The organism is Brevundimonas sp. (assembly GCF_035626975.1).
GTDB lineage: Bacteria > Pseudomonadota > Alphaproteobacteria > Caulobacterales > Caulobacteraceae > Brevundimonas.
On record NZ_DASPMQ010000044.1, the window covers coordinates 53940 to 76151 of the forward strand.

Below are 22212 nucleotides of genomic sequence, written 5' to 3' on the forward strand. Positions count from 1 at the left end.
TCTTGGTGTGGAAGGCGCGGACCTTGCCGGGGCGAAGGGCGGCGGTCAATGCGCCGCGCCGGCCCCTCCGGCCTCTAGTCCGCGGCGAGCTGGCCGCAGACGAAAGCGACCTCGCCGGCGTTGAGCAGGGCCGCCAGCACCGGTTCGGCGTTCTCCGGCGCGACCAGGAGAATGAAGCCGACGCCGCAGTTGAAGGTCCGGCGCATTTCGTGATCGGAAACGCCGCCGGTTTCAGCCAGCCACTGGAACACCTGCGGCAGCGCCAGCGTGTCCCAGTCGAACACGGCGTGCAGGCCTTCGGCGATGCAACGCGGCGGGTTCTCGATCAGGCCGCCGCCGGTGATGTGAGCCGCGCCCTTGACCAGCCCGGCCTTCATCAACGGCAGCACCGGCTTCACATAGATCCGGGTCGGCTCCATCAGCGCCTGGGCCAGGGTGCGGTCCTTGGCGAACGGCGCGTCGTCGCCCCACGACAGGCCCGACTTCTCGACCACCTTGCGGATCAGGGAATAGCCGTTCGAGTGCGGCCCCGACGAGGCCAGCCCGATGATGACGTCCCCGGCGGCCTGCCGGTCGAGATACGGCAGGGCGTGGCCCCGCTCGACCGCGCCAAGCGAGAAGCCGGCCAGGTCGTAGTCGCCGCCGGCATACATGCCCGGCATCTCGGCCGTCTCGCCCCCGACCAGTGCGCAGCCGGCCTGACGGCAGCCCTCGGCGATGCCGGTCACGACCCGCTTCGCGGCGTCGATCTCAAGCTTGCCGGTGGCGTAGTAGTCGAGGAACAGCAGCGGCTCGGCCCCCTGGGCAAGCAGGTCGTTGACGCACATGGCGACCAGGTCGATGCCGACGCCGTCATGACGCCCGGTCTCGATGGCGATCTTCAGCTTGGTGCCGACGCCGTCCGTGGTGGCGACGATCAACGGGTCCTCGAACCCCGCCGCCTTCAGGTCGAACAGGGCCCCGAAACCGCCCAGGGAGGCCTCGGCGCCGGGCCGGCGGGTGGATTTCGCCAGCGGCTTGATGGCGTCGACCAGCATCTCCCCGGCGTCGATATCCACGCCCGCATCGGCGTAGGTCAGGCCGTTGCGCAGGCTTTCGGGGGTGTCGCTCATCGGTCACGGGCCTGAATCAGTGGGCGGATTTGTGCGGCGGCTCTTGCCACAACCGCATTGCGCGGGGCTATAGCATCCGAATGACGCCGATCACCACCACCGAGGCACTCCGCGAGTTCTGCGCCCGCCTCGCCGCCGCCCCCTTCGTCACGGTCGACACCGAGTTCATGCGGGAGACGACCTACTGGCCCCGGCTGTGCCTGATCCAGGCCGCGTCGGCCACAGACGCCGCGATCATCGACCCGATGGCCGAAGGCCTCGACCTGTCGCCCTTCCTCGACCTGATGCGGGACGAATCGATCCTGAAGGTGTTCCACGCCGCCCGGCAGGACGTGGAGATATTCGTCAAGCTGGGCGCCATGCCCAAACCGATGTTCGACACCCAGGTCGCCGCCATGGCCGCGGGCTTCGGCGATCAGGTCTCCTACGAGGCGCTGGTCCGGCAGATGGTGCGCCAGGAGGTCGACAAGGGCAGCCGCTTCACCGACTGGGCCCGCCGCCCGCTGTCGGACGCCCAGCTGATCTACGCCCTCGGCGACGTCACCCATCTCGCGGCCCTCTATCCGAAGCTGCGCGATCGCCTGCAGAAGGAGGGGCGGCTCGACTGGGTGATGGCCGAGATGGAGGATTTGACCGATCCGGCCCTCTACGACACCGATCCGGAAAAGGCGTGGAAGCGTCTGAAACCCAAGAAGTATTCGGCGAAATACCTCGCGGCCTTCGTGGCCACCGCGGTGTGGCGCGAACGGGCGGCGCAGGAGCGCGACCAGCCGCGCGGCCGCATCCTCAAGGATGAGGCCATCGACGAGATCGCGGCCCAGGGGCCGATCGACGCCGACGCCTTCAACCGGCTGCGCTCGGTGCCGAAGGGGTTCGGCGCCTCTCGCCTTGGCCTTGAGCTGACGGCGGAACTCAAGCGCGTGCTCGAGGATCCCGAGGCCCACGCGCCCAAGCTGGAGCGGCCGGCCCACAACCAGCCGGCGCCGCCTTCGGTCGTCGAGCTGCTCAAGGTGCTTCTGAAGGCCAAGAGCGACAACGCCGGCGTCGCCACCAAGCTGATCGCCAACGTCGCCGACCTCGAGAAGATCGCCCTGGACGACGAGGCCGACATCGACGCCCTGCGCGGCTGGCGCCGCCAGCTGTTCGGCGAGGACGCGCTGAAGCTCAAGCGCGGCGAGATCGCCCTGGTGCTGAACGGCGCCCGGGTCGAGGTGGTCGAGATCGAGTAGGTGGCAGCCACCCCACCGCCGTCATCCTCGGGCTCGACCCGAGGATGACGGAGGGGAGGGCTGTTCCAGATACGAAAAAGGGCCGCTCGATCGAGCGGCCCTTTCCGTTTCTAGCCCACCGTCGCCTTGACGATCTTGCCCGGGTTGCGGGGCGGTTCGCCCTTGGGCAGGGCGTCGACGTTGTCCATGCCTTCGATCACCTGGCCCCACACCGTGTACTGGCGGTCGAGGAAGGTCGCGTCATCCAGGCAGATGAAGAACTGGCTGTTGGCGCTGTTGGGATCGCTGGTCCGGGCCATCGAGCACACGCCGCGCACGTGCGGCTCGGACGAGAACTCGGCCTTCAGGTTCGGCTTGCTCGAGCCCGAGGTGCCGGTGCCGGTCGGATCGCCGCCCTGGGCCATGAAGCCGGCGATGACGCGGTGGAAGACGACGCCGTCGTAGAAGCCCTCTTTCGCCAGCTCGGTGATACGGGCCACGTGGCCAGGGGCCAGGTCGGGGCGCAGCTTGATCACCACGTCGCGGGCTTCGCCGTCGCCGGTGTCGAGAGTGAAGGTCAGGGTTTCGTCGGCCATCGGCGCGCTCCTTTGAAATGTCGCGGGGTCATAGCCCGCAATCCCGGTCGGGGCTATGGGAGAGGCATGAGTGACGACGAAAAGCCTGCCGGTCCGCCTGCCGGCCCGCCTTCTGGCCAGCCTCCCGAACGCCGCCGCATGGTCCGTCCGCCCTCCGGCGGGACCGCGGCCGGCCGCGGCATGGGCACGAAGATGAAGACGGCGGACACCAAGTCGATGTCCAGCCAGCAGTGGATCAAGCGCCAGCTGTCCGACAAATGGTCCGAAAAGGCCCGCGCCGAGGGCTGGCGTTCCCGCGCCGCCTTCAAACTGCTTGAGATCGACGACCGCTTCCATCTGATCAGACAGGGCAGCCGGGTCATCGACCTCGGCGCCGCGCCGGGCGGCTGGATCCAGGTGGCGGTGAAGCGCGGCGCGACCGCGGTCGTCGGCGTCGACCTGCTGCCGATCGCACCGATTCCCGGCGCGACCCTTATCCAGGCCGATTTCACCCATCCCGGCGTAGACCAGCAGATGATGGACCTGCTGGGTGGAGCGCCCGACCTGGTCCTGTCCGACATGGCCCACAACACGGTCGGCCACCGCCAGACCGATCACCTCAAGATCATCGCCCTGATCGAGATCGCCGCTGACTTCGCCATCCGCACCCTCAAGCCCGGCGGGCATTTCGTGTCGAAGAATTTCCAGGGCGGGGACGCCGGCGGGGTGCTGGCGCGGCTGCGGGCCGAGTTCGAGACGGTCAAATACGTCAAGCCGGAGTCGAGCCGGAAGGACAGCGCCGAGGTGTTCCTGGTGGCGATGAACCGGCGCTAGGCCGAGGCCAGTTCCGCCGCCCGCGCCTTCCGCGCCTCGATCCGCGTCCAGATACGGTCGTGGGCGGTGAAGAACACCGTCTGCACCAGGGGCTCGATGATGCCGATGGCCAGCGCCGTGCGCCAGTTCTGGGTCAGGGCGTAGGCTACGGTGACGGCCACGCTGAAATGCATCAGGCAATAGGTGACGGTCTTCAGCGCGACCTGTTTGAAAGAGCCGGGCAGGGCGTGGCTGTGGCCGTGGTGGCCATCCCCGTGGCCATGGGCCCGCGTCTGTTCCTCGGGTCGCATGACCTCGAGGCGAGCGGTGACCGCCTCGGCCGCCTCCTCGACGCCCGACAGCATGCCGCGATGCTCGATGCGGTGCCAGACACGGTCGTGGATCGAATAGGCGATGGTCTGGAAGAACGGCTCGACGACGCCGACCGCCAGAGCCAGCCGCCAGTCGCGGGTGATGGCGAAGGCGACCAGGATGGCGACCACCAGGTGCATCACGCCATAGCTCGCGATCTTGAGCGCGAGACGGCGGGCGGTGCTGATCAACAGTCGAACCATTCGTCTTTCAGATGTGGGGCCGGCGCCGCAGCCCGCAAGGCAATTGTTCTTATCGTCATCATAGGCCCGGGCGGCCCTTGCGGTTCCCCGCCTTCCACCGCTATACGCGGCCCGCAAAACGGAGACTCCTCATGGAGATACGCGAAGGGCTCACCTTCGACGATGTTTTGCTGGAACCCGGCCCGTCAGAGATCATGCCCGCCGACGCGGACGTCTCGACGAAGCTCACCCGCGACATCAGGCTGAACATCCCGCTGACCTCGTCCGCCATGGACACGGTCACCGAAAGCCGGCTCGCCATCGCCATGGCCCAGGCCGGCGGTCTGGGCGTGCTTCATCGCAATATGACGGTCGACGAACAGGCCGACATGGTGCGCGAGGTGAAGCGCTATGAAAGCGGCATGGTCATCAATCCGGTGACCATCACGCCGCAGACCACGCTGGGCGAAATCCGCGAGATTCGCGCCAGGAGGAAGATCAGCGGCTTCCCCGTCGTGGATCCGGCCACCGGCAGGCTGGTCGGCATCCTGACCAACCGCGACATGCGCTTCGACACCGATCCGAACCGCAAGGCCGCCGAGCTGATGACCACGGGCGACCTGATCACGGTGCGCGAGGGCGCCGGCCGCGACGAGGCCCGGGCCCTGCTGCGCGACCGCAAGATCGAGCGGGTGATCGTCGTCGACGAGGACTATCGCGCCGTCGGCCTGATCACGATGAAGGACATCGAGAAGGCCCAGGCTCACCCGCACGCCGCCAAGGACGATCAGGGCCGGCTGCTGGTCGGCGCCGCCTCGACCGTCGGCGACGCCGGTTACGAGCGCTCCATGGCCCTGGCCGAGGCCGGGGTGGACGTGGTCGTCATTGACACCGCCCACGGTCATTCGATCCAGGTCTCGCGCGCCGTTGAGCGCATCAAGCGCGAATCCAACCGCATCCAGATCATCGCCGGCAATGTGGCCACCTATGACGCCGCCCGGGCCCTGATCGACGCGGGCGCGGACGCGGTGAAGGTCGGCATCGGCCCCGGCTCGATCTGCACCACCCGTATCGTCGCCGGCGTCGGCGTGCCCCAGCTCACCGCCATCATGGAGGCAGTCCGGGCCGCCCGCGAGAGCGGCGCGCCGGTCATCGCCGACGGCGGCATCAAATATTCGGGCGATCTGGCCAAGGCCATCGCGGCGGGGGCGTCCTGCGCCATGATGGGTTCGATGTTCGCCGGGACCGACGAGAGTCCGGGCGAGGTCTTCCTGTACCAGGGCCGGTCCTACAAGTCGTACCGCGGCATGGGCTCGGTCGGGGCCATGGGCGCCGGCTCGGCCGACCGCTATTTCCAGAAGGAAGTGGAAGACACGCAGAAGCTGGTGCCCGAGGGCATCGAGGGCCAGACGCCCTACAAGGGGCCGATCGCGCCGGTGCTGCACCAGATGGTCGGAGGCCTGCGCGCCGCCATGGGCTATGTCGGCGCCGCCACCATCGCCGACTTCCAGGACCGCGCCCGGTTCGTGCGCATCACCGGCGCCGGCCTGCGGGAAAGCCACGTCCACGACGTGATGATCACGCGCGAGGCGCCGAACTACCGGCAGGGCTGAGGAGGGGAGGGCAGGCCATGGATATGACGCCGGAATTCATTCTGCTGGCCTTCACCCTGATCCTGGCGGTGGTCCAGATCATGGCCGCCGCCATGGCGCGGACGGCGGAGCTCGGCGTCAAATGGAACGCAAGCCCGCGCGACGCCGTCTCTCCGCCGCCCGGCAAGGTCGCCGGCCGTCTGATGCGCGCCCAGGCCAATCTGTTCGAGACCCTGCCGATCTTCGCCGCCGCCGTGATCATGGCGCATATCGCCGGTAAGGACGGGACGCTGACCGCCCTCGGGGCGCAGCTCTATTTCTTCGGGCGGCTGATCTATCTGCCGCTGTACGCCTTCGGCGTGCCCTACATCCGCTCGCTGGTCTGGCTCGCCGCCGCCGCCGGGCTGGTGATGGTCCTCGCCGCCCTGTTCGTTTGAAAGCCTGAATTGACCCCAGCCGCCCGCCTCGCCGCCGCCGCCTCCGTCCTCGACAGCATCGCCCAGGGGCGAGCCCCGGCCGAGGTCGTGCTCAAGGCCTGGGGCGCCGCCAACCGTTACGCGGGCTCCGGGGACCGTCGCGCCGTCGCCGACCGCGTCTACCGCGTGCTGCGCGCCCGCGGCCGGCTGGTCTGGGCCATGGGCGGGCGCGAGGACGGCCGCGCGCTGGTGATCGGCTCGCTGGCCCTGATCGACGGCCTGTCGCTGGAGGAGATCGAGGCCCTGCACTCCGGCGAGGGCTATGGTCCGCGACCGCTGTCGAAACAGGAACGCGCCCGCATCACGGCCCGGGAGGGGGACCTGCCCGGCTGGGTCGCCGCCGGCCTGCCGGAGTTCGTGGTCGAGGACTTCAAGACGACCTTCGGCGAGCGCTGGAGCGAGGAGGCCCGGGAACTGATGGCGCCGCGCGCGCCGATCGACCTGCGGGTCAATACGGCCAAGGCCCCGGTGGACATGGTCGCCGCCGAACTGACCGCCGCCGGCCTGTCGGCCGAACCGACGCCGTGGTCGGCCCGGGGCCTGCGTCTGTCGGCGGAGCCGCCACCCAATGTGCAGGCGCTCGAAGCCTTCAAGGCGGGCCGGATCGAGATCCAGGACGAGGGCAGCCAGATCGTCACCTGGCTGGCCGGTTCGGGGCTGACCTTCACGCCCGACAGCGTCGTCATCGACTATTGCGCAGGCGGCGGCGGCAAGACGCTGGCCCTGGCCCAGCAAGGCCTGCCGGACGCCGATCCGGCCAGGGCCGCCGCGCCGAAGCCGGCCGGATGGTCGCCGACGGGGGCCGACGAAGCCGCGGCCGCCCGCGCCGCGCCGCCGGCCGCCGGCCTGCGGCTGATCGCCTGCGACGTGGTGCAGAAGCGGCTCGACAACATCCGCCCGCGCCTGCAGCGCGCCGGCGTGGCTGCCGACCTGCGCCTGATCGGCCAGAACGGCGGCGGGGTCGAGGAGTTCAACGGCAAGGCCGACCTGGTCTTCGTCGACGCGCCGTGCAGCGGCTCGGGCACCTGGCGCCGCCGGCCCGAGGACGCCTGGCGGCTGAAGGCCGACGAGGTCGAGCGTCTGCACGCCCTGCAACTGCGCATCCTCGCCCAGGCGGTGGCGCTGGTGAAACCCGGCGGCCGGCTGGCCTATGTCACCTGCTCGATGCTGACGCTCGAGAACGAGGCCACGGCCGACGCCTTCGAGGCGGCCCATCCGGACTTCCGACCCCTGCTGGTCGCCGGTTTGCTGGACGCCCCGACGCTGACCCGCGCCGCCCGGGAGCGCCTCGTCGCCAACACCAGCGGCCATCGCCTGCGTCTGTCGCCGGCCGCGACCAACACCGACGGCTTCTTCCTCGCCCTCTATGAGCGGCGGGCGTGAGCCCGGACTGGACCCTCTCCCGCTTCGGTCCGAAGACCGTCCTGTGCGTCATGGCCGCCGAGCCTGAATACGGTCCGGCCCTGAAGGCGCGCATCCGGCCCCTGATCACCGGCGTGGGCCCGGTGGAGGCCGCCGCCGCCGTCGGCCATGCCCTCGCTGACCTGCGGGCCGGAGCCGGCCTGCCGGACCTCGTCGTGTCGCTCGGCTCGGCGGGTTCGCGCACGCTGGATCACGCCCGCGTCTACCGCGTGTCTCACGTCAGCTACCGCGACATGGACGCCAGCGCGCTCGGCTTCCCGAAGGGCGAGACGCCGTATCCACAGGTGGCCGCCATCCTGCCGCTCGCGGACGGCCCGGCCTCCCTGCCGTCAGCCCGGCTGGCGACCGGCGGCAGCGTCGTCTCCGGTGGAGCTTATGACGCCATCGACGCCGACATGGTCGACATGGAGACCTTCGCCGTCGTCCGCGCCGCCGCCCGATTCGACGTGCCGGTTCTCGGCCTGCGCGGCGTCAGTGACGGCCGCACGGACCTGAGCGAGCTTCGCCACTGGACCGACGCCCTGGCGGAGATCGATCTCCGTCTGTCCGAGGCGCTCGACCTGTTGCATGACCATTTCACGCCTGCCGCCACGGAGCCCGCATGACCGCCCCCGCCGATCACCAGAAGGTCCTCATCGTCGATTTCGGCAGCCAGGTGACCCAGTTGATCGCTCGCCGCCTGCGCGAGGCGAGCGTCTATTGCGAGATCCATCCCTATGCCAGGGCGGAGGCGGCGCTGGCCGCGCTGAAACCGGCGGCGATCATCCTGTCGGGCGGTCCCGAGAGCGTCCACGAAGAGGGCAGCCCCCGGGCGCCGCAGGCGGTGTTCGAGGCCGGCGTGCCCGTGCTCGGCATCTGCTACGGCGAGATGACCCTGTGCGAACAGCTGGGCGGCAAGGTTGAGGGCGGCCACACCCGCGAGTTCGGCCGCGCCGAAATCACGGTCGAGAAGGCGTCGCCCCTGCTCGCCGGACTGGCCCCGGTCGGCGAGGATGAGACCGTCTGGATGAGCCATGGCGACAAGATCGTCGCCATCCCGCGAGGCTTCGACGTCGTCGCCTCCTCGCCCGGCTCCCCCTACGCCGTGATCGCCGACGAGACCCGCCGCTTCTACGGCGTCCAGTTCCACCCCGAGGTGATGCACACCCCGCGCGGCGCCACCATGCTGAAGAACTTCACCCACGGCATCGCCGGGCTGAAGGGCGACTGGACCATGGCGGCCTATCGCGACGAGAAGATCGCCCAGATCCGCGAACAGGTCGGTTCGGCCAGGGTGATCTGCGGCCTGTCCGGCGGCGTCGACAGTTCGGTCGCCGCCGTCCTGATCCACGAGGCGATCGGCGACCAGCTGACCTGCGTCTTCGTCGACACCGGCCTGCTCAGGAAGGATGAGGCGGCCCAGGTCACCAAGCTCTTCCGCGAGCACTACAACATCCCGCTGATCCACGTTGATGCGTCGAAGGAATTCCTCGGCGCGCTTGCCGGCCAGTCTGACCCCGAGACGAAGCGCAAGACCATCGGTCGCGTCTTTATCGAGATCTTCGACCGCGAGGCCGGCAAGATCGAGGGCGCCGAATTCCTCGCCCAGGGCACCCTCTATCCCGACGTCATCGAGAGCGTCTCGTCTTCCAGCGGCAAGGCCCACGTCATCAAGAGCCATCACAACGTCGGCGGCCTGCCGGATTTCATGAAGCTGAAGCTGGTCGAGCCGCTGCGCGAACTGTTCAAGGACGAGGTGAGGGCGCTGGGCCGCGAACTGGGCCTGACCGACGCCTTCGTCGGCCGCCATCCGTTCCCCGGGCCGGGTCTGGCCATCCGCATCCCGGGGGAGATCACTCCCGAGGCGGTGGAGACCCTGCAACAGGCCGACGCCATCTATCTGGAAGAGATCCGCAAGGCTGGACTTTACGACCAGATCTGGCAGGCCTTCGCCGTCCTGCTGCCGGTGAAGACCGTCGGCGTGATGGGCGATGCCCGTACCTACGAGAAGGTGCTGGCCCTGCGCGCCGTCACCTCCACCGACGGCATGACCGCCGACTTCTTCGAATTCCCGTGGGACGTCCTGGGCCGGACGGCCACGCGGATCGTCAATGAGGTCAGGGGCGTCAACCGCGTCGTCTACGACGTCACGTCCAAGCCGCCGGGAACGATCGAGTGGGAGTGAGGGGCGACGGGCATGCGGGTGCTGCCTCGCGAAAGGGGCTTGATTGAAGAGGCGACGATAGCGGTCAGGGCCCAACCGCGCGATCCCGCGACTTCACGGTGGGAGATTTAAGGTACCGAGGCCCGGCTCTTGGTTCCGGCGGAGCTTCGGCAGGCTCGTTCACCGGGTCGCGGAGCCCGCCCCTCGGCCGCCAGGGAACTCGCTTTCACAGCCATTTCGAGCGTTTGAACCGGATGTGGAGGAACACACAGACGGTCAGGATGGGTGTCCACGACAGCTCCGGCCTGGCTTGGGCGAAGCGCCAGTGCCGCCCATAACTAATTACTCCTACAAAAGGGTTCTCATTTGACGAAATTTGTTTTATTTGTGAAGTGCGAGCGGGCCGGCGCGCCGGCAAAGACCGTTCCATTGGGAGAGGGCGTCACCCCAAGACCGTCTGAGAGCGGCCGCGGCGACAAAGGGGAGGATGGTTTGATGTTCCGGATTCACCGTGCCGGCAGGTTGGCGCTCATGTGTGGCGCATCTGTTCTTTCACTCGCAGCGATGACAGTCCCGTCGCTGGCGTTCGCGCAGGATGCGCCGGCGCCTCAAAACACTGAAGATGACGAGGCCGTCGAGGTCGAAGAGGTCGTCGTCTCCGGCATCCGGGCCCAGTCTCGCCTCCGCCCAGGCGATCAAGCAGAATTCCGATCAGTTCAGATCGTCGAGCCCCATCGTGACTACCAGGTCAACGATCGCAGGTTCAGCGTGAGGCTCCTTATCCGATACTGACGCGGGCGTCGCCGCCCGTGTCTCCTTCTGATCTCGACATCCCCCCCGGGATTGGACAGGCTTCCCAAAGGCTACTGTCCATACTTGGAGCGCCGCTTGAAACAAGCGGCGCTCCATTTTTGTGAGCGAACGCCTGCTGACCGCGATCGGCCGAGAGTATCATGGATCACAGGGGAACCTTCGCGCTGCGAATTCTACGGGGAGCGTGAACAGCCAGGCGCGCTCGGCGTGCATCAGGAGCGAAAGTCAGCTTTCAGGCGACGAGGCAAGGTCCGCTCATGGCGCTTCTGAGACCTTGGAGGGTCGACGTGATTCATTGCGGCCGTTCCCTGAGTCCGCTCACACGGCGACCTCCCAGAGGCGCCCCGGCGCGGCGGCCCGGCGTTTCCACTCATGAAAAATCGTTCCTATCCAAAAAGGTAGTTGCCCGACCTTAACCAGAGCGATACTCTGACAAATCTGCGCTGACGCTGACAGATGAGCGGCGTTGGAGGGGTTTGGGGCAGATCCATCGTGTCGCGCGCGACACCCATGGAAGGGGCGAACATGCGTCTGGTCGGACCCCGGGTCCTGAGAGCGGTCGTGCTCTGCTGCGCCGTAATCCTGACCGCCTGGCCTGCGTCCGCGATCGCGGACCCGGTCGTTCGGGCCGTCCGTCAGACGCCGCATGGGCTGGCGCTGGACCTGCCGGGGGGTGTTCTTCGCCTGGAGCCCTGGTCCGACCGGATCATACGCGTCCGCTTTTCCGCCGCCGGGGACTGGGTCGGTAACTACAACCCCGCCGTCATCAGCGAGCCCGTGCCGGTCACGTGGACCGTCCAGGACGATCCCGGTCACGTCGTCCTGGCGACAGGCGTGATCCGGGTCAGCATCGACAAGGCGACCGGTGAGATGCAGTTTCTCGATGAGCGCGGAGAGCGAATTCTGCGTGATCCGCCCTGGGGGCGCAATCCCACCGCCGGAGCACCGGCCCAGTTGTTCGACCTGCCGCCGACCGAGGCGATCTATGGCCTGGGCCAGCACCAGGGCGGACAACTCGACTATCGGGGAGCCAGCGTCCGGCTGCAGCAGATCAACACCGATGTCGGCGTCCCCCTGCTGGTTTCGTCGAGGGGCTACGGCGTGCTGTGGAACAATGCGGCCGTCACGCACGTCGAGGTCGCGACCCCGCATAACGCAGGCAACGTCAAGTTCCGGTCCGAGGCCGGCGAGGGCATCGACTATCACTTCATCTACGGGCCCGAGATCGACGATGTTGTCGCCGGATACCGCACGCTGACCGGTCAGGCGCCGATGATGGCGCGCTGGACATGGGGCCTCTGGCAGTCAAGGGAGCGATATCAGACCCAGGCAGAAACCCTTGACGTCGTTCGTCGCTACCGCGATCTCGGCATACCCTTCGATGCGGTGGTGCAGGATTGGCAGTACTGGGCCGGCGGCCAGTGGGGGAGCCACCAGTTCGACTCCAGCCGTTTTCCTGATCCCGCGGGACTGGTCGAGGCTGTCCATGCGCAAAACGCCCACATCATTATATCAGTCTGGCCGCGCTTCGACGTATCGACGACCCATCACGACGAACTGAGGGCCGCGGGCGCGCTGTTCGATCCTGTCTATCCGAATGTCTACCCCGCCGGCCAGGGCAGATGGTACGACGCCTGGTCGGAGGAAGGCCGCAGGATCTACTGGGCGCAGATCATGCGGGAACTGGGCCAATACGGTTTCGACGGATGGTGGCTGGACGGATCAGAGGCGGAGCTGGGCGGTCAAGCGGGGCAGATGGCCCAGCTGACGACGGCCGCGGGTCCGGGCTCCGAAACCTACAATTCCTATCCGTTGATGCACACGACGGCTGTCCATGACGGCATGCGCCGGGACATGCCGGCCAAGCGGGCCTTCATCCTGACGCGCTCGGCCTACGCCGGTCAGCAGCGAAACGCCGCGATCACCTGGTCTGGCGACGTCGCGGGCACCTGGGACACCTTCGCCAAGCAGATTCCCGCGGCGCTCAACTTCTCGGTCAGCGGAATTCCGTACTGGTCGGCCGACATCGGCGGATTCTTCGGCGGCGACCCCAAAGACCCCGCCTACGCCGAGCTCTTCACCCGTTGGTACCAGTTCGCTGTCTTCAACCCGATGTTCCGCATCCACGGCACCGGGCAGGGCAAGGAGATCTGGGAGTTTGACGAGCAGACCCGGCAGCGGCTCATCCGATATGATGGTCTGAGGTATCGCCTTCTGCCGTACATCTACTCCATGTCCTGGCGCGTGACCGATCGGGCGGACAGCCTGATGCGTCCGCTGGTCATGGATTTCCGCACCGATCCAGCGGTCCTCACGATCCGGGATCAGTATATGTTCGGGCGGGGCCTGATGGTCAGCCCCGTGACCCAGCCGCACGCTGACCTGAGAACGATCTACCTCCCGGCGGGCGACTGGTACGACTTCTGGACCGGAGCCAGGATCCAGGGCGGAAAAGTGGTGGCCGTCGCGGCCGATATAGACACGATCCCTGTCCACGTGCCCGCGGGGACATTGTTGCCGCTTGGGCCGGTCATCCAGTACGCCGATCAACCCTCTGACGATCCGCTAGAGATCCGGGTCTACCCCGGGCGGGACGCCGCCTTTCAGCTCTATGACGACGCCGGCGACGGGTATGGCTATCTCGACGGCGAGCGTGCGACGGTCGACCTGAATTGGGACAACGGCGCCCAGACGCTCCGGCTGGATGCGCGCCGGGGCAGCTACCCGGGCATGAGGCCGTCGTTCGCCCTCAAAGTGGTGTGCGTTTCGACGGGTGAAACCCGGCTTGAGACCTATGAGGGGCGTTCCAAGGTGGTGCGCCTTCCGGGGTGCGCATAGGCGGGCGATCGAGACTCTCGCCATTGCGCCACAGGGCCACAGGCTTCAGTCTGGCAGACCCTCCGGGCGGCTCAAGATCGGAGCGAAGGCTTGCTGGTCGCTGCGCCCGGGCAGGCGCACGACTAGCATCAGCGCGCTATCCCCCACCGGCCTCACACCCTCCTCGTCAACCTCCGACTGGAACATCCGATGCGGCTTCTCTCAATGATTTCGGGCGTCCTGCTGCCGACTTTTATTGCCCGGGTGAGAAACACAATCTCAACTAAACAAACAAATTTTCCTGACGTGCGAAGTTGATGAACAGTGGCAACCACAGGCCGTCCGGACGGCCTGGCAGGGCGCGCACGCCGAAGCCGTGACCGCCCCGAGCGAACAGGTGAGTCTCGACCGTGACCTTGGCCGCGACCATCGCCTCACGAAGCCGCACCGTATTGGCCACGGGCACCGTGTTGTCGTCCTCGGCGTGCACCAGGAATGTCGGGGCTGCCGCCGGGGTGACGTTGAGATCGGGCGACCACTCACGGATCTGAGCCGCCGTCGGCTGGGCGCCAAACAGCGACGGCGCCACACCCCCGTAGGCGTAGGCGGGATCGACGCTTTGCACCGGATAGATTGGCGCCGTCAGCAGAGGTCTGGCGCTTAGCTGATCCGCGGCGTCGACCGGCCTGTAGAACGGCGTCGAATGCCGCGTCGCGAGTGTCGCCGTCAGGAAACCGCCGGCGCTGAAGCCCATGACGCCAACCCGTTCCGGGTCAAGATGGAAGCGGGGAGCATTCGCGCGAATGAGCCGCATCGCCCGCTGGGCGTCGGCGGGCCCGACAGCGGCCGGGTCGGCCCAGCCGTCCCTGGCCAGGCGATAGATCAGCACGAAGCAGGTGATGCCCGCGCGATTGAGGACGTCGGCGATGTGGTAGCCCTCATGGTCGAAATAGTTCCATTCGAAGCCGCCGCCCGGAATGATCAGCATGGCCGAACCATTGGGCTGAGCCGCCGGTAACGCGATCAGGTACGGCTTCGAGACGCCCTTGGTGCGCCGGCTGCTATAGCCCGGACTCGACGATGTCTGCTCGATCACCTCGGCCATGCCGGGATGCATGGCGCCCGTCGGCGGCTGCGGCCACAGTCCAATGACCTCGCCCGCGCCCGCCGTACCTGACTGGACGAACACCTTGGTCGCCGTGCCCACGCCGATCGCTGACGCGCCGGCCACTACCAAAGGCGATTTTACAAGATCGCGTCGTGAAAGGCTCATGGAGACTCCTGTATTGTGTCCAAACCAGCCACATGTCCCGGGGCAGGGCCGGCCGTCCCGACGACAACGCCGTCAGGACATGCTCTTGGTCGCCGACCAACGCCGCGTTGCCTATGGGCGAAACCTGGGTCGTCGGATCGAGCACCTCCTGCCTGAACCGCCCTCGGAGCGGTGAGCTGTTCGTTCGTGACGCCCCGCTATTGTTGTGGGTTCGGGTGCGCCTGGGCCCAGTCCAACGCACCCTGCAGGGTGGTCACCCAAATCTCGCTGCGGTGGGCATCCAGCCAGGCGATCAGTTCGCGGTGCGCGGAGTCTGAGACCTGCAGATAGTCGCCGCCAACGCCGTGGAACAGATAGACCGCCATGCCTCCGCCGGCGGCCGCTTCCTCCGCGAACTCGATCAGCTGCGCTCCCGTGACCCCCTCGGGGAAACCGCGCGAGGGGATATGCATCGGATCCATGCGGCCGACGTCGGCGCGGAGATCGCCGGGCGAGGTGTAGACCCCGCGCGCATAGGTCACCAGATTCGCCGCCCTGAGCGCCTCAAGATAGTCGCGGCCACCTGCCAGGGTCTGGCCGCATGGCGCGGCAAATCCGTGGGCCGGCCTGCCGTCCAGCGAGGTCAGAAAAACATTCTGCTCCTCGATCTCCTCCAGCATTCTGTCGGTCGTATAAGCGTCGGAAGAGTGGCTGCGGTCGGCGGAAGGACCGGAGGCGGGGCAGGCGTGCAACACGGTGTGATTACCGAGTTCGTGGCCCCCGGCGGCCAGGGCGCGCCAACGTGGAACGGCCGCCGGCCTCAGGCGGGTGAGGAAGAAGGTCCCTTTGAATCCGGCGGCGTCCAGCACCGGCACGGCATGGTCGAGCTGCGAGTCCAGCGCGTCGTCATAGGTTAACACTACGGCCGCCTTGGCCCCGCCCGGCCACTCCGTCGCCGATGCGGCCGACACGCCGCAGACCACGCTCAGCGCGACCGCCAGAAGCATCTTCATCGTATCCCCCTCACGTCGAACACCGCCTGATTTTAATGCTGCTACCCCTCGCGGGCCGCGGACCTCGCCTATCGCGCAGGCCCGCGCCTCAGCCGGCCCGGGGCCGGACCCGGGACCGTCAATTCGTGAAGACATGTCCGTAAATCCGGATATCCGATATGCCTCGGCTTCCGGCCGGGGGAGACCGCAAGGTCAAGCGGAACTGTCGGCCCGTAAGGGGCGCCGTGTCGAGATCGACAACGCCGTCCGGCGTGGTTTCGCCAGACCACTCCGCCAAGCTCCGCCAGCCTCCCCCGACCTCCCTCGTCTCGACGACGAACGCAATCCTGCCTATGTGGGCGAAGGCGATCCTGAGGCGACGGTATCTGATGACGCGTTCAGGGTCGATCATGATCCAGGGCGTTTGTTCGTTCGGGCAGGCGATCCAGCTTGTCGAAGGGTCGCCGTCGTTAACGTGCCCGGGCATGTGACCAGGAGTGGTGCAGCTTGCGCTGGCCGGAGTGTCCATGCCGAACACTTCGTCGACGGCGACAGCCTCCACGGGCCGCGCCTCGTCATGGGGATAGGGCCGGTCCGGCGAAAGGGGCGTCACGCCGGGAAGGAAGGACGGACCCGTCAGGGTGCGAATTTCCAGCAGCGCGTCCTCGAGCCCAGGAGATGACGCCCGCAGACGGCTGACGCCAGCTTGCCAGCTTCGCATCGCGATGGCCGCCTGACCATCGCGAATGGGAATGTCGCCCGATGGCGTAAATTCGATCGCCCGGCCGGTCGGCAATTCGCCCGGACCAGATTCGATAACCAGGCGGACCGGAGGACTGTTACTGATCGCTTTCCCATTCTCGTCGACGACGGTGACCACCAACTGCACGTCGTCCGTTCCATCCGCGCGGCCTATGGACGGCGCGCTGCTGCTCAGGCGAAGCGCGGCGGCTCGACCCGGTTCCGGCCATCTCGGCGGAGCGATGCCGAGATAGGCGTTGCGGTACCAATACCAGGACCGTTTCGGCAGGCGGGAATAGTCGACGATGCCCATGGAGCCGAACTGCCGGCCGGCGATGGATCCGTGATCGAAACCGGCCCATATCGCCTCGCCGGAACGCCAGGGAAGTCGCCACGAGTAGGGCGTGTCGGGTGATGCTCCCGGCGTCCGTTCCAGATCGCCCCACCCCGGAGCATATTCCCCCGGTCGGTCGGCGATGGTCGAGCCGTATTCGGCCACGAAATTCGGGATGCCTGGATCGGGAAACAGGAAAGCACCGTCGCCATTATAGCCGGCGACATCGCCGATACGGTCGATTTCTCCGCGTTGCGCGCCGCTCACCGAAGCCAGCCGGGTCGGATCGAGTTCGTGGGCCAGAGCGACCATGTCCTGCAGGAGGCGACGCACATGCGGCATGGTTTCCGGCGCGGTAAAGAAGACCTCGTTGTCCATGCTCCAGGCGATGATGGACGGGCGATTGCGGTTAATGCGGATCATCTCCGCGAGTTGCTGCATGACGCTGGCGTCGAAGGCGGCGATATGCGCCGGGTCCGTTGGATAGGCCGAGGAACTCCACAGGTTATTGAACCCGGCCGTCCCCCAGAACGGAGCTTCGGACATGTACAGCATCCCGATACGGTCGGTGGCCTCGGCGAAGTGGGGGTCGTGCGGATAGTGTGAGCCGCGAATGAAATCGAAGCCCGCGTCCTTCATCATCTGGACGTCGCGTTCGATGGCCGCGTTCGTTACGGCGTCGCCCCAACCGGCCTGGTCCTGGTGCACGTTGGCGCCGCGGAAATATCGGTGCTGGCCGTTCAGGAAAAATCCCTTGTCGGCGGTCCACGAGACCCAGCGAAACCCGAATTCGGTTTCGTACCGGTCGCGTTCGACGCCGTTGGAAACCACACGGGTCCTTACGCGATAGAGGCTCGGCGTCTCGGGGCTCCACAGCTGGGGCCGAGACATCCGTTCGGACAGCTGAGTCACTGTGACGGTCTGCGACGGCGGCAGCTCCACGCGCCTTTCCGGAAGGATAGCGACGACGCGATCGCGGGGATCGATGACTTCGCCGCGCACGACCGCGGACACTGCCATGGCGCCATCATTGCGCACCTCGGTTTCTACTTGCACGCGGCTGGATGCGGCGGAAACCTCTGGCGTCGTGACGCGCGTTCCCATCCAGGCCACATGCACCGCGTCGGTCGTCACCAGCCAGACATCGCGGTAAAGTCCGCCGCTGAAGACATGCTCACCGGCGCGCGGCGCCAGGGTCGGATCCCAGTTGTTGTTGACGCGAACGGCGATCGTGTTGGCGCCTGCCTTCAGGGCGCTGGAGATGTCGATGGAGAAGCCGGTATAGCCGCCTCGATGTTGACCGGCGCGCGTACCGTTGACGAACACCTCGGCGGTCTGAAAGGCGCCCTCGAACTCCAGCACATGGCGCCGACCGGCCGGAACATCCGGCAACTGAAGCGTCTTACGATACCACCCATAGCCAACATAGAAGCTGGGCGCCTGGAAATAGGGCAGGCTGAAACTGTGCGGCAGTCCGGTAGGCTCCCAATCGCTGTCGTCGAGCGCCGGATCGGCTCCCGCCGCGACATCGCCGAGCTTGAAGCGCCAGTCGCCATTGAAATTCCGCCGCACCCGGGGGCTGGGATGCATCCCGTTCGCCGGGGCCGCGACCACCGTCGTCTGGGCGACGGCGGCCGAAGTCCCGCCCGACATAGCGAACGCCCCGAGGATGGCGACGATCATGTGCACCCAGACCAGGTCGACGCCGGATCGCCTTTTTCCTGCCGCGGCATCAATCCCAGGCTGGTTGTGCCTCGCCAGGGACCAGCGCCCTTCGCCGCGAGGTCTGTTTGCTGGCTCGAAGCCGCCTTCCCCGGTTGATCCGCCTGACGCCGGGCTCATGGCCGCGGCACGGCGGACGATACGACCCGAACTCCCCATACGGCCCCCCTTCGCACTTTGTCGGGTCTTAGGGTTCATTCGAAAATTTCGCCAATAAAAATTTATTCAAACCTTGCAACGCCCGTCAGAATAATTGAGGTTACCGCTATCAGTGTTTTTGTCAGAGTGATCCAGGTTCGACAACGAGCCGTGTCAAGCGGCCGAAAATGGGAGGCTACCGCTCCGCCCCGCCAGTTGGGCAGCGGCCATATTTCGACATGTAGGCGGCATGGCCGAGCTCGGCCCGTGCTGTGGGGAAGATAACAATCGTCGCCATACCGGCCCTCACAAGAAGGGGCGTCGTGAGCGACTTGGGGAGAGGCAATGAAACATCAATCGCGCATCCGTCACGCCCTGCTCGGCAGCGCTTCCGCCGCTGTCTTGTCGGCTCTGGCTTTCACAACCTCGGCCGTGGCTCAGGAACAAACGCCTGACCCGACTGCCGAGGCGACTGTCCTTGACGAAGTCATTGTCACGGCGCGTCGTCAGGCCATCCAGGCGGCAACGGAGTTGAAAAGGAACTCCGACACCATGATCGACTCGGTTGTGGCCGAGGACGCGGGTAAACTGCCCGACAATTCAATCACTGAAGTTCTCCAGCGGGTCTCCGGGGTGACCATGGTTCGTTTCGCCGCGCTCGGCGATCCGGACCACTTCTCTGTCGAGGGCTCCGGCGTTCAGGTTCGTGGCCTGTCGGGCATCACCGGCCTGCTGAACGGCCGTGAAGTGTTCGGCGCGAACGGCGGCGGCGGCCTGAGCTGGGGCGAAGTCACGCCCGAACTGATGGCGGGCGTCGATGTTTATAAGGCCAACCGGGCCGACATGATCGAGGGCGGCCTTGGCGGCGCGATCGATCTGCGAACCAAGATGCCTTTCGACTACCGGGAAGGCGCGGTGGAAGGGTCTCTCGGCGTGAGCTACGGCGACATGGTCGAAGAGGCCTCGCCGAGTGGGTCCATCCTGCTGACCGACCGCTGGGATACCTCCGTCGGCGAAGTCGGCCTGCTCGTCGATGTCGCCTATTCAGACTTCTATTCCCAGTCCAGCTTCCTGCGTGCCGAGCCGTACTACCGTCGGACGATCGGAGGCGAAGATCGTTATATTCCAGGCGGCTTCACCTATGGGGACGAGCACTTCCGCCGGACCCGCCGAGGCATTTACGAAGCCTTCCAATGGCGTCCGAACGACACTCTGACCGTCTTCCAGACCTTCTTCCAGTCGGAGTACGCGAGCGACAATGACGAGTCGGGCGTGTTCGTCGCCAACAATGATCTGCTGCTGCCAGACCCGACGACGTCTTCGGAGTTCGACGCAAACGGCTTCCTGATCCGGGCGGACCGGATCTACCGCGCGTCAGAAAACACGCCTGCGGACAATGTCGGCGGCGGGTGGGGCGGTCCTAACTGTCAGACGCCATACGGCACCCAGGCCCAACAGATCGATTGGGGCACCGGCGCCTGCGCGCTCCAGAGGATCCCCGTTGGCAGCACTCGCGGCGTTTCGGGCGGCGAGAACATGACCCGCGACTTCAGCCAGGGCTTCACCTGGGACGTAACGGACAGACTGAGGGTGGCGGGAACGCTTCAGTTCGTGGAGTCGTCGGTCCGCTCGAGAATGTTTGGCATGGGGCTGGGCAACTCGGTGAACTCCATCAGCATGGATTTCACCGGCGATCTGCCGGTGTTTACTGTCGAGGACAACGGCTACCTTTCAAACACCGCCAGCTATACCTGGGACAGCATCCGGTATCGCGAAGTTCGTAACCGCGCCAACATGAGTGCGGCCACTCTGGATGTCGATTACGACCTGGGCGACGGCTTCTTCAAGGAGATCAGCGCGGGCGTCCGTTACGCGGACAGGTCGGAACGCGACACCTTTGACGGCACCTATTGGGCGCCGACCGGCCGCGGCTGGAACGCGTCTAACCAACGAACGCTGGCCGACGGCTCGCCAGAGGACTCATCGCTTTACACGTTCGAGAACTTCTTCAGCGGCGACGCCACCCTGCCGGCGACCTTCTATCTGCCGACGACGGCTCTGCTGTCGAGCTTTGACACCGTCTATGCCCAGACGACCTATGGCTACACCAACGAGAACAACGGGGCGCCGGTCAATCCGACGGTCTTCACCGATCCATTCGGCACCTCTGACACCGACGTCACGACCAGCGCCGCCTATATCCAGGGTCGGTTCGCCAGCGACACGGGCCTGTTCGGCGTTCCGTTCACCGGCAACATCGGTGTCCGGGTCGTGGAGACCGAGACCATCAGCCGCGGGTTCTTCCAGTATTCCGAAAGCGACTTCTACCTGACCCAGGCAGAGGCCGACGCGGATTTACTGGCGACGGGCGGCAACAACCCGAACCACCTGAGCGCCACGGGATTCGAGCGTAGCGGCGGCGTGAAGTACACGAAAGTCTTGCCGTCGTTCAACATCAACTTCAAGCCGACTGAAGAGCTTTACTTCAGGATGGCGGTGAACCGGACGATGAGCCCCGCCGGCTATAACGACATCCGCGCCACGGGCTCGGCCGGCATCAACCGTGACGACAACGCCAACAACGTGCCCGGGCCGGGTGGCGTCACCTACGCCGGCATCTTCCGCAGCGTGAGCGGCAGCACCGGCAACCCGTTCCTCAAGCCCACGATGTCGACCAACTTCGACGCCACGGCTGAATGGTATCCCTCGAGAAGCACGTCGGCCCACCTGTCGGTGTTCCACAAGGATATCGATGATCTGATCATCTATGGCGACACCGTGAAGCCGATCACCATCAACTACACCAATGGTGCAGGTCAGGCCGCCACTCTCGATACGACGATTTCGTCTTCAGAGGTCTTCAACTCGCCTGAGAAGTCCACGATCAACGGATTCGAAGTCGGGCTGCGGACCTTCTTCGACAATCTGCCTGGGGCCTGGAAAGGTTTCGGCGTCGAAGCCAACTATACCTATATCGACAGCGACAACCCAGGCGCCAAGGCCCTCGACATCCATGGTCAGGTCATCACCACGCCCTTGCCGATCGTTGGCCTGTCGAAGGATACCTACAACGTCGTTTTGATGTATGAGTACAACAAGCTATCGGCCCGCCTCGCCTACAACTGGCGTAGTCGCTACCTTCAGTCGACGAACTCCAACGGCACCAATGGCGACTATCTGAACTATGCCAGCAGCGTCCAGAACACGAGCAGCAACCTCGTTGACATTTCTCTTCCCGTGTACGGCGAGGAATACGGGTCCCTGGACTTCGGCATCAACTATGAGCTGCCGAACAGGGTCAAGATCTGGTTCCAGGCGGCCAACGTCAACAACGAGATCGCCAAGACCGTGATGGGCGGCTACCCGGATGGGGTGACCCCCATTCGAAGCTGGTTCCAAAGCGATCGTCGGTACAGCGCCGGTCTCAATTTCCGGTTCTAGGCGTAAGAGTTGGCACAGGCCTCTCGACAACTGTCGGGAGGCCTGTTTCGTCTGTCAAAGCGCGTCA

General features: G+C 66.1%; 16 protein-coding genes. 10 read left to right on the forward strand and 6 right to left on the reverse strand.

Annotated elements, in window-relative coordinates; translation table 11 throughout:
- Positions 1–74: 74 nt before the first annotated feature.
- Positions 75–1112 (reverse strand): phosphoribosylformylglycinamidine cyclo-ligase, encoded by a 1038-nt coding sequence (gene purM, locus VEB62_RS11955; RefSeq protein ID WP_324799797.1) that lies wholly within the window; start codon positions 1110–1112, stop codon positions 75–77.
- Between the two features lie 80 nt (positions 1113–1192).
- Here purM and rnd point away from each other — a divergent pair, with 80 nt between their 5' ends.
- Positions 1193–2341 (forward strand): ribonuclease D, encoded by a 1149-nt coding sequence (rnd, locus tag VEB62_RS11960; protein ID WP_324799799.1) that lies wholly within the window; start codon positions 1193–1195, stop codon positions 2339–2341.
- A gap of 110 nt (positions 2342–2451) precedes the next feature.
- Here the strand turns inward: rnd and VEB62_RS11965 are convergent, their stop codons facing one another.
- The gene (locus VEB62_RS11965; RefSeq protein WP_324799801.1) at positions 2452–2916 is read right to left on the reverse strand and encodes a peptidylprolyl isomerase; all 465 of its coding nucleotides are present in this window, start codon (positions 2914–2916) and stop codon (positions 2452–2454) included.
- 66 nt (positions 2917–2982) lie between these two features.
- Here VEB62_RS11965 and VEB62_RS11970 point away from each other — a divergent pair, with 66 nt between their 5' ends.
- Entirely contained in the window at positions 2983–3729 is a 747-nt protein-coding gene (locus VEB62_RS11970; RefSeq protein ID WP_324799804.1) for an RlmE family RNA methyltransferase, read from the forward strand.
- Here the strand turns inward: VEB62_RS11970 and VEB62_RS11975 are convergent.
- On the reverse strand, positions 3726–4283 hold the full coding sequence (locus VEB62_RS11975) for a DUF2061 domain-containing protein (protein WP_324799807.1): 558 nt from the start codon (positions 4281–4283) through the stop codon (positions 3726–3728). The two genes, VEB62_RS11970 and VEB62_RS11975, sit on opposite strands and share 4 nt — an antisense overlap.
- A 131-nt stretch (positions 4284–4414) precedes the next feature.
- On the opposite strand from VEB62_RS11975, the gene guaB reads away from it, so the two are divergent.
- From guaB to VEB62_RS12010, 7 genes are all read left to right on the forward strand, one after another.
- Positions 4415–5875, forward strand: coding sequence for an IMP dehydrogenase (guaB, locus tag VEB62_RS11980; protein WP_324799810.1), 1461 nt, complete (start codon positions 4415–4417; stop codon positions 5873–5875).
- 17 nt (positions 5876–5892) lie between these two features.
- Entirely contained in the window at positions 5893–6291 is a 399-nt protein-coding gene (locus VEB62_RS11985; RefSeq protein WP_324799813.1) for an MAPEG family protein, read from the forward strand.
- A gap of 9 nt (positions 6292–6300) precedes the next feature.
- Positions 6301–7713 carry an RsmB/NOP family class I SAM-dependent RNA methyltransferase gene (locus tag VEB62_RS11990; RefSeq protein ID WP_324799816.1) on the forward strand — a complete coding sequence of 471 codons (1413 nt, stop codon included), beginning with the start codon at positions 6301–6303 and terminating at the stop codon, positions 7711–7713.
- Entirely contained in the window at positions 7710–8357 is a 648-nt protein-coding gene (locus tag VEB62_RS11995) for a 5'-methylthioadenosine/S-adenosylhomocysteine nucleosidase (protein WP_324799819.1), read from the forward strand. Before VEB62_RS11990 ends, VEB62_RS11995 begins: the two co-directional genes overlap by 4 nt.
- On the forward strand, positions 8354–9916 hold the full coding sequence (gene guaA, locus VEB62_RS12000; protein WP_324799822.1) for a glutamine-hydrolyzing GMP synthase: 1563 nt from the start codon (positions 8354–8356) through the stop codon (positions 9914–9916). The genes VEB62_RS11995 and guaA overlap by 4 nt, the downstream gene beginning before the upstream one ends.
- Before the next feature lie 345 nt (positions 9917–10261).
- The gene (locus tag VEB62_RS12005) at positions 10262–10687 is read left to right on the forward strand and encodes a hypothetical protein (RefSeq protein ID WP_324799825.1); all 426 of its coding nucleotides are present in this window, start codon (positions 10262–10264) and stop codon (positions 10685–10687) included.
- Between the two features lie 546 nt (positions 10688–11233).
- Positions 11234–13546: a glycoside hydrolase family 31 protein gene (locus VEB62_RS12010; protein ID WP_324799827.1), complete on the forward strand. Its 2313-nt coding sequence runs from the start codon at positions 11234–11236 to the stop codon at positions 13544–13546.
- 262 nt (positions 13547–13808) lie between these two features.
- Here the strand turns inward: VEB62_RS12010 and VEB62_RS12015 are convergent, their stop codons facing one another.
- The 3 genes from VEB62_RS12015 to VEB62_RS12025 all read right to left on the reverse strand — a co-directional run bounded on the left by VEB62_RS12015 (position 13809) and on the right by VEB62_RS12025 (position 18527).
- Positions 13809–14798: an alpha/beta hydrolase gene (locus tag VEB62_RS12015; protein ID WP_324799828.1), complete on the reverse strand. Its 990-nt coding sequence runs from the start codon at positions 14796–14798 to the stop codon at positions 13809–13811.
- Between the two features lie 197 nt (positions 14799–14995).
- Positions 14996–15790 carry a polysaccharide deacetylase family protein gene (locus VEB62_RS12020; protein ID WP_324799830.1) on the reverse strand — a complete coding sequence of 265 codons (795 nt, stop codon included), beginning with the start codon at positions 15788–15790 and terminating at the stop codon, positions 14996–14998.
- A 118-nt stretch (positions 15791–15908) separates the two neighbouring features.
- Positions 15909–18527 carry a glycoside hydrolase family 2 protein gene (locus VEB62_RS12025; protein ID WP_324799832.1) on the reverse strand — a complete coding sequence of 873 codons (2619 nt, stop codon included), beginning with the start codon at positions 18525–18527 and terminating at the stop codon, positions 15909–15911.
- 522 nt (positions 18528–19049) lie between these two features.
- Between VEB62_RS12025 and VEB62_RS12030 the strand changes: the two genes are divergently transcribed.
- Positions 19050–22145, forward strand: coding sequence for a TonB-dependent receptor (locus VEB62_RS12030; protein ID WP_324799834.1), 3096 nt, complete (start codon positions 19050–19052; stop codon positions 22143–22145).
- The last annotated feature ends 67 nt before the right edge of the window (positions 22146–22212 follow it).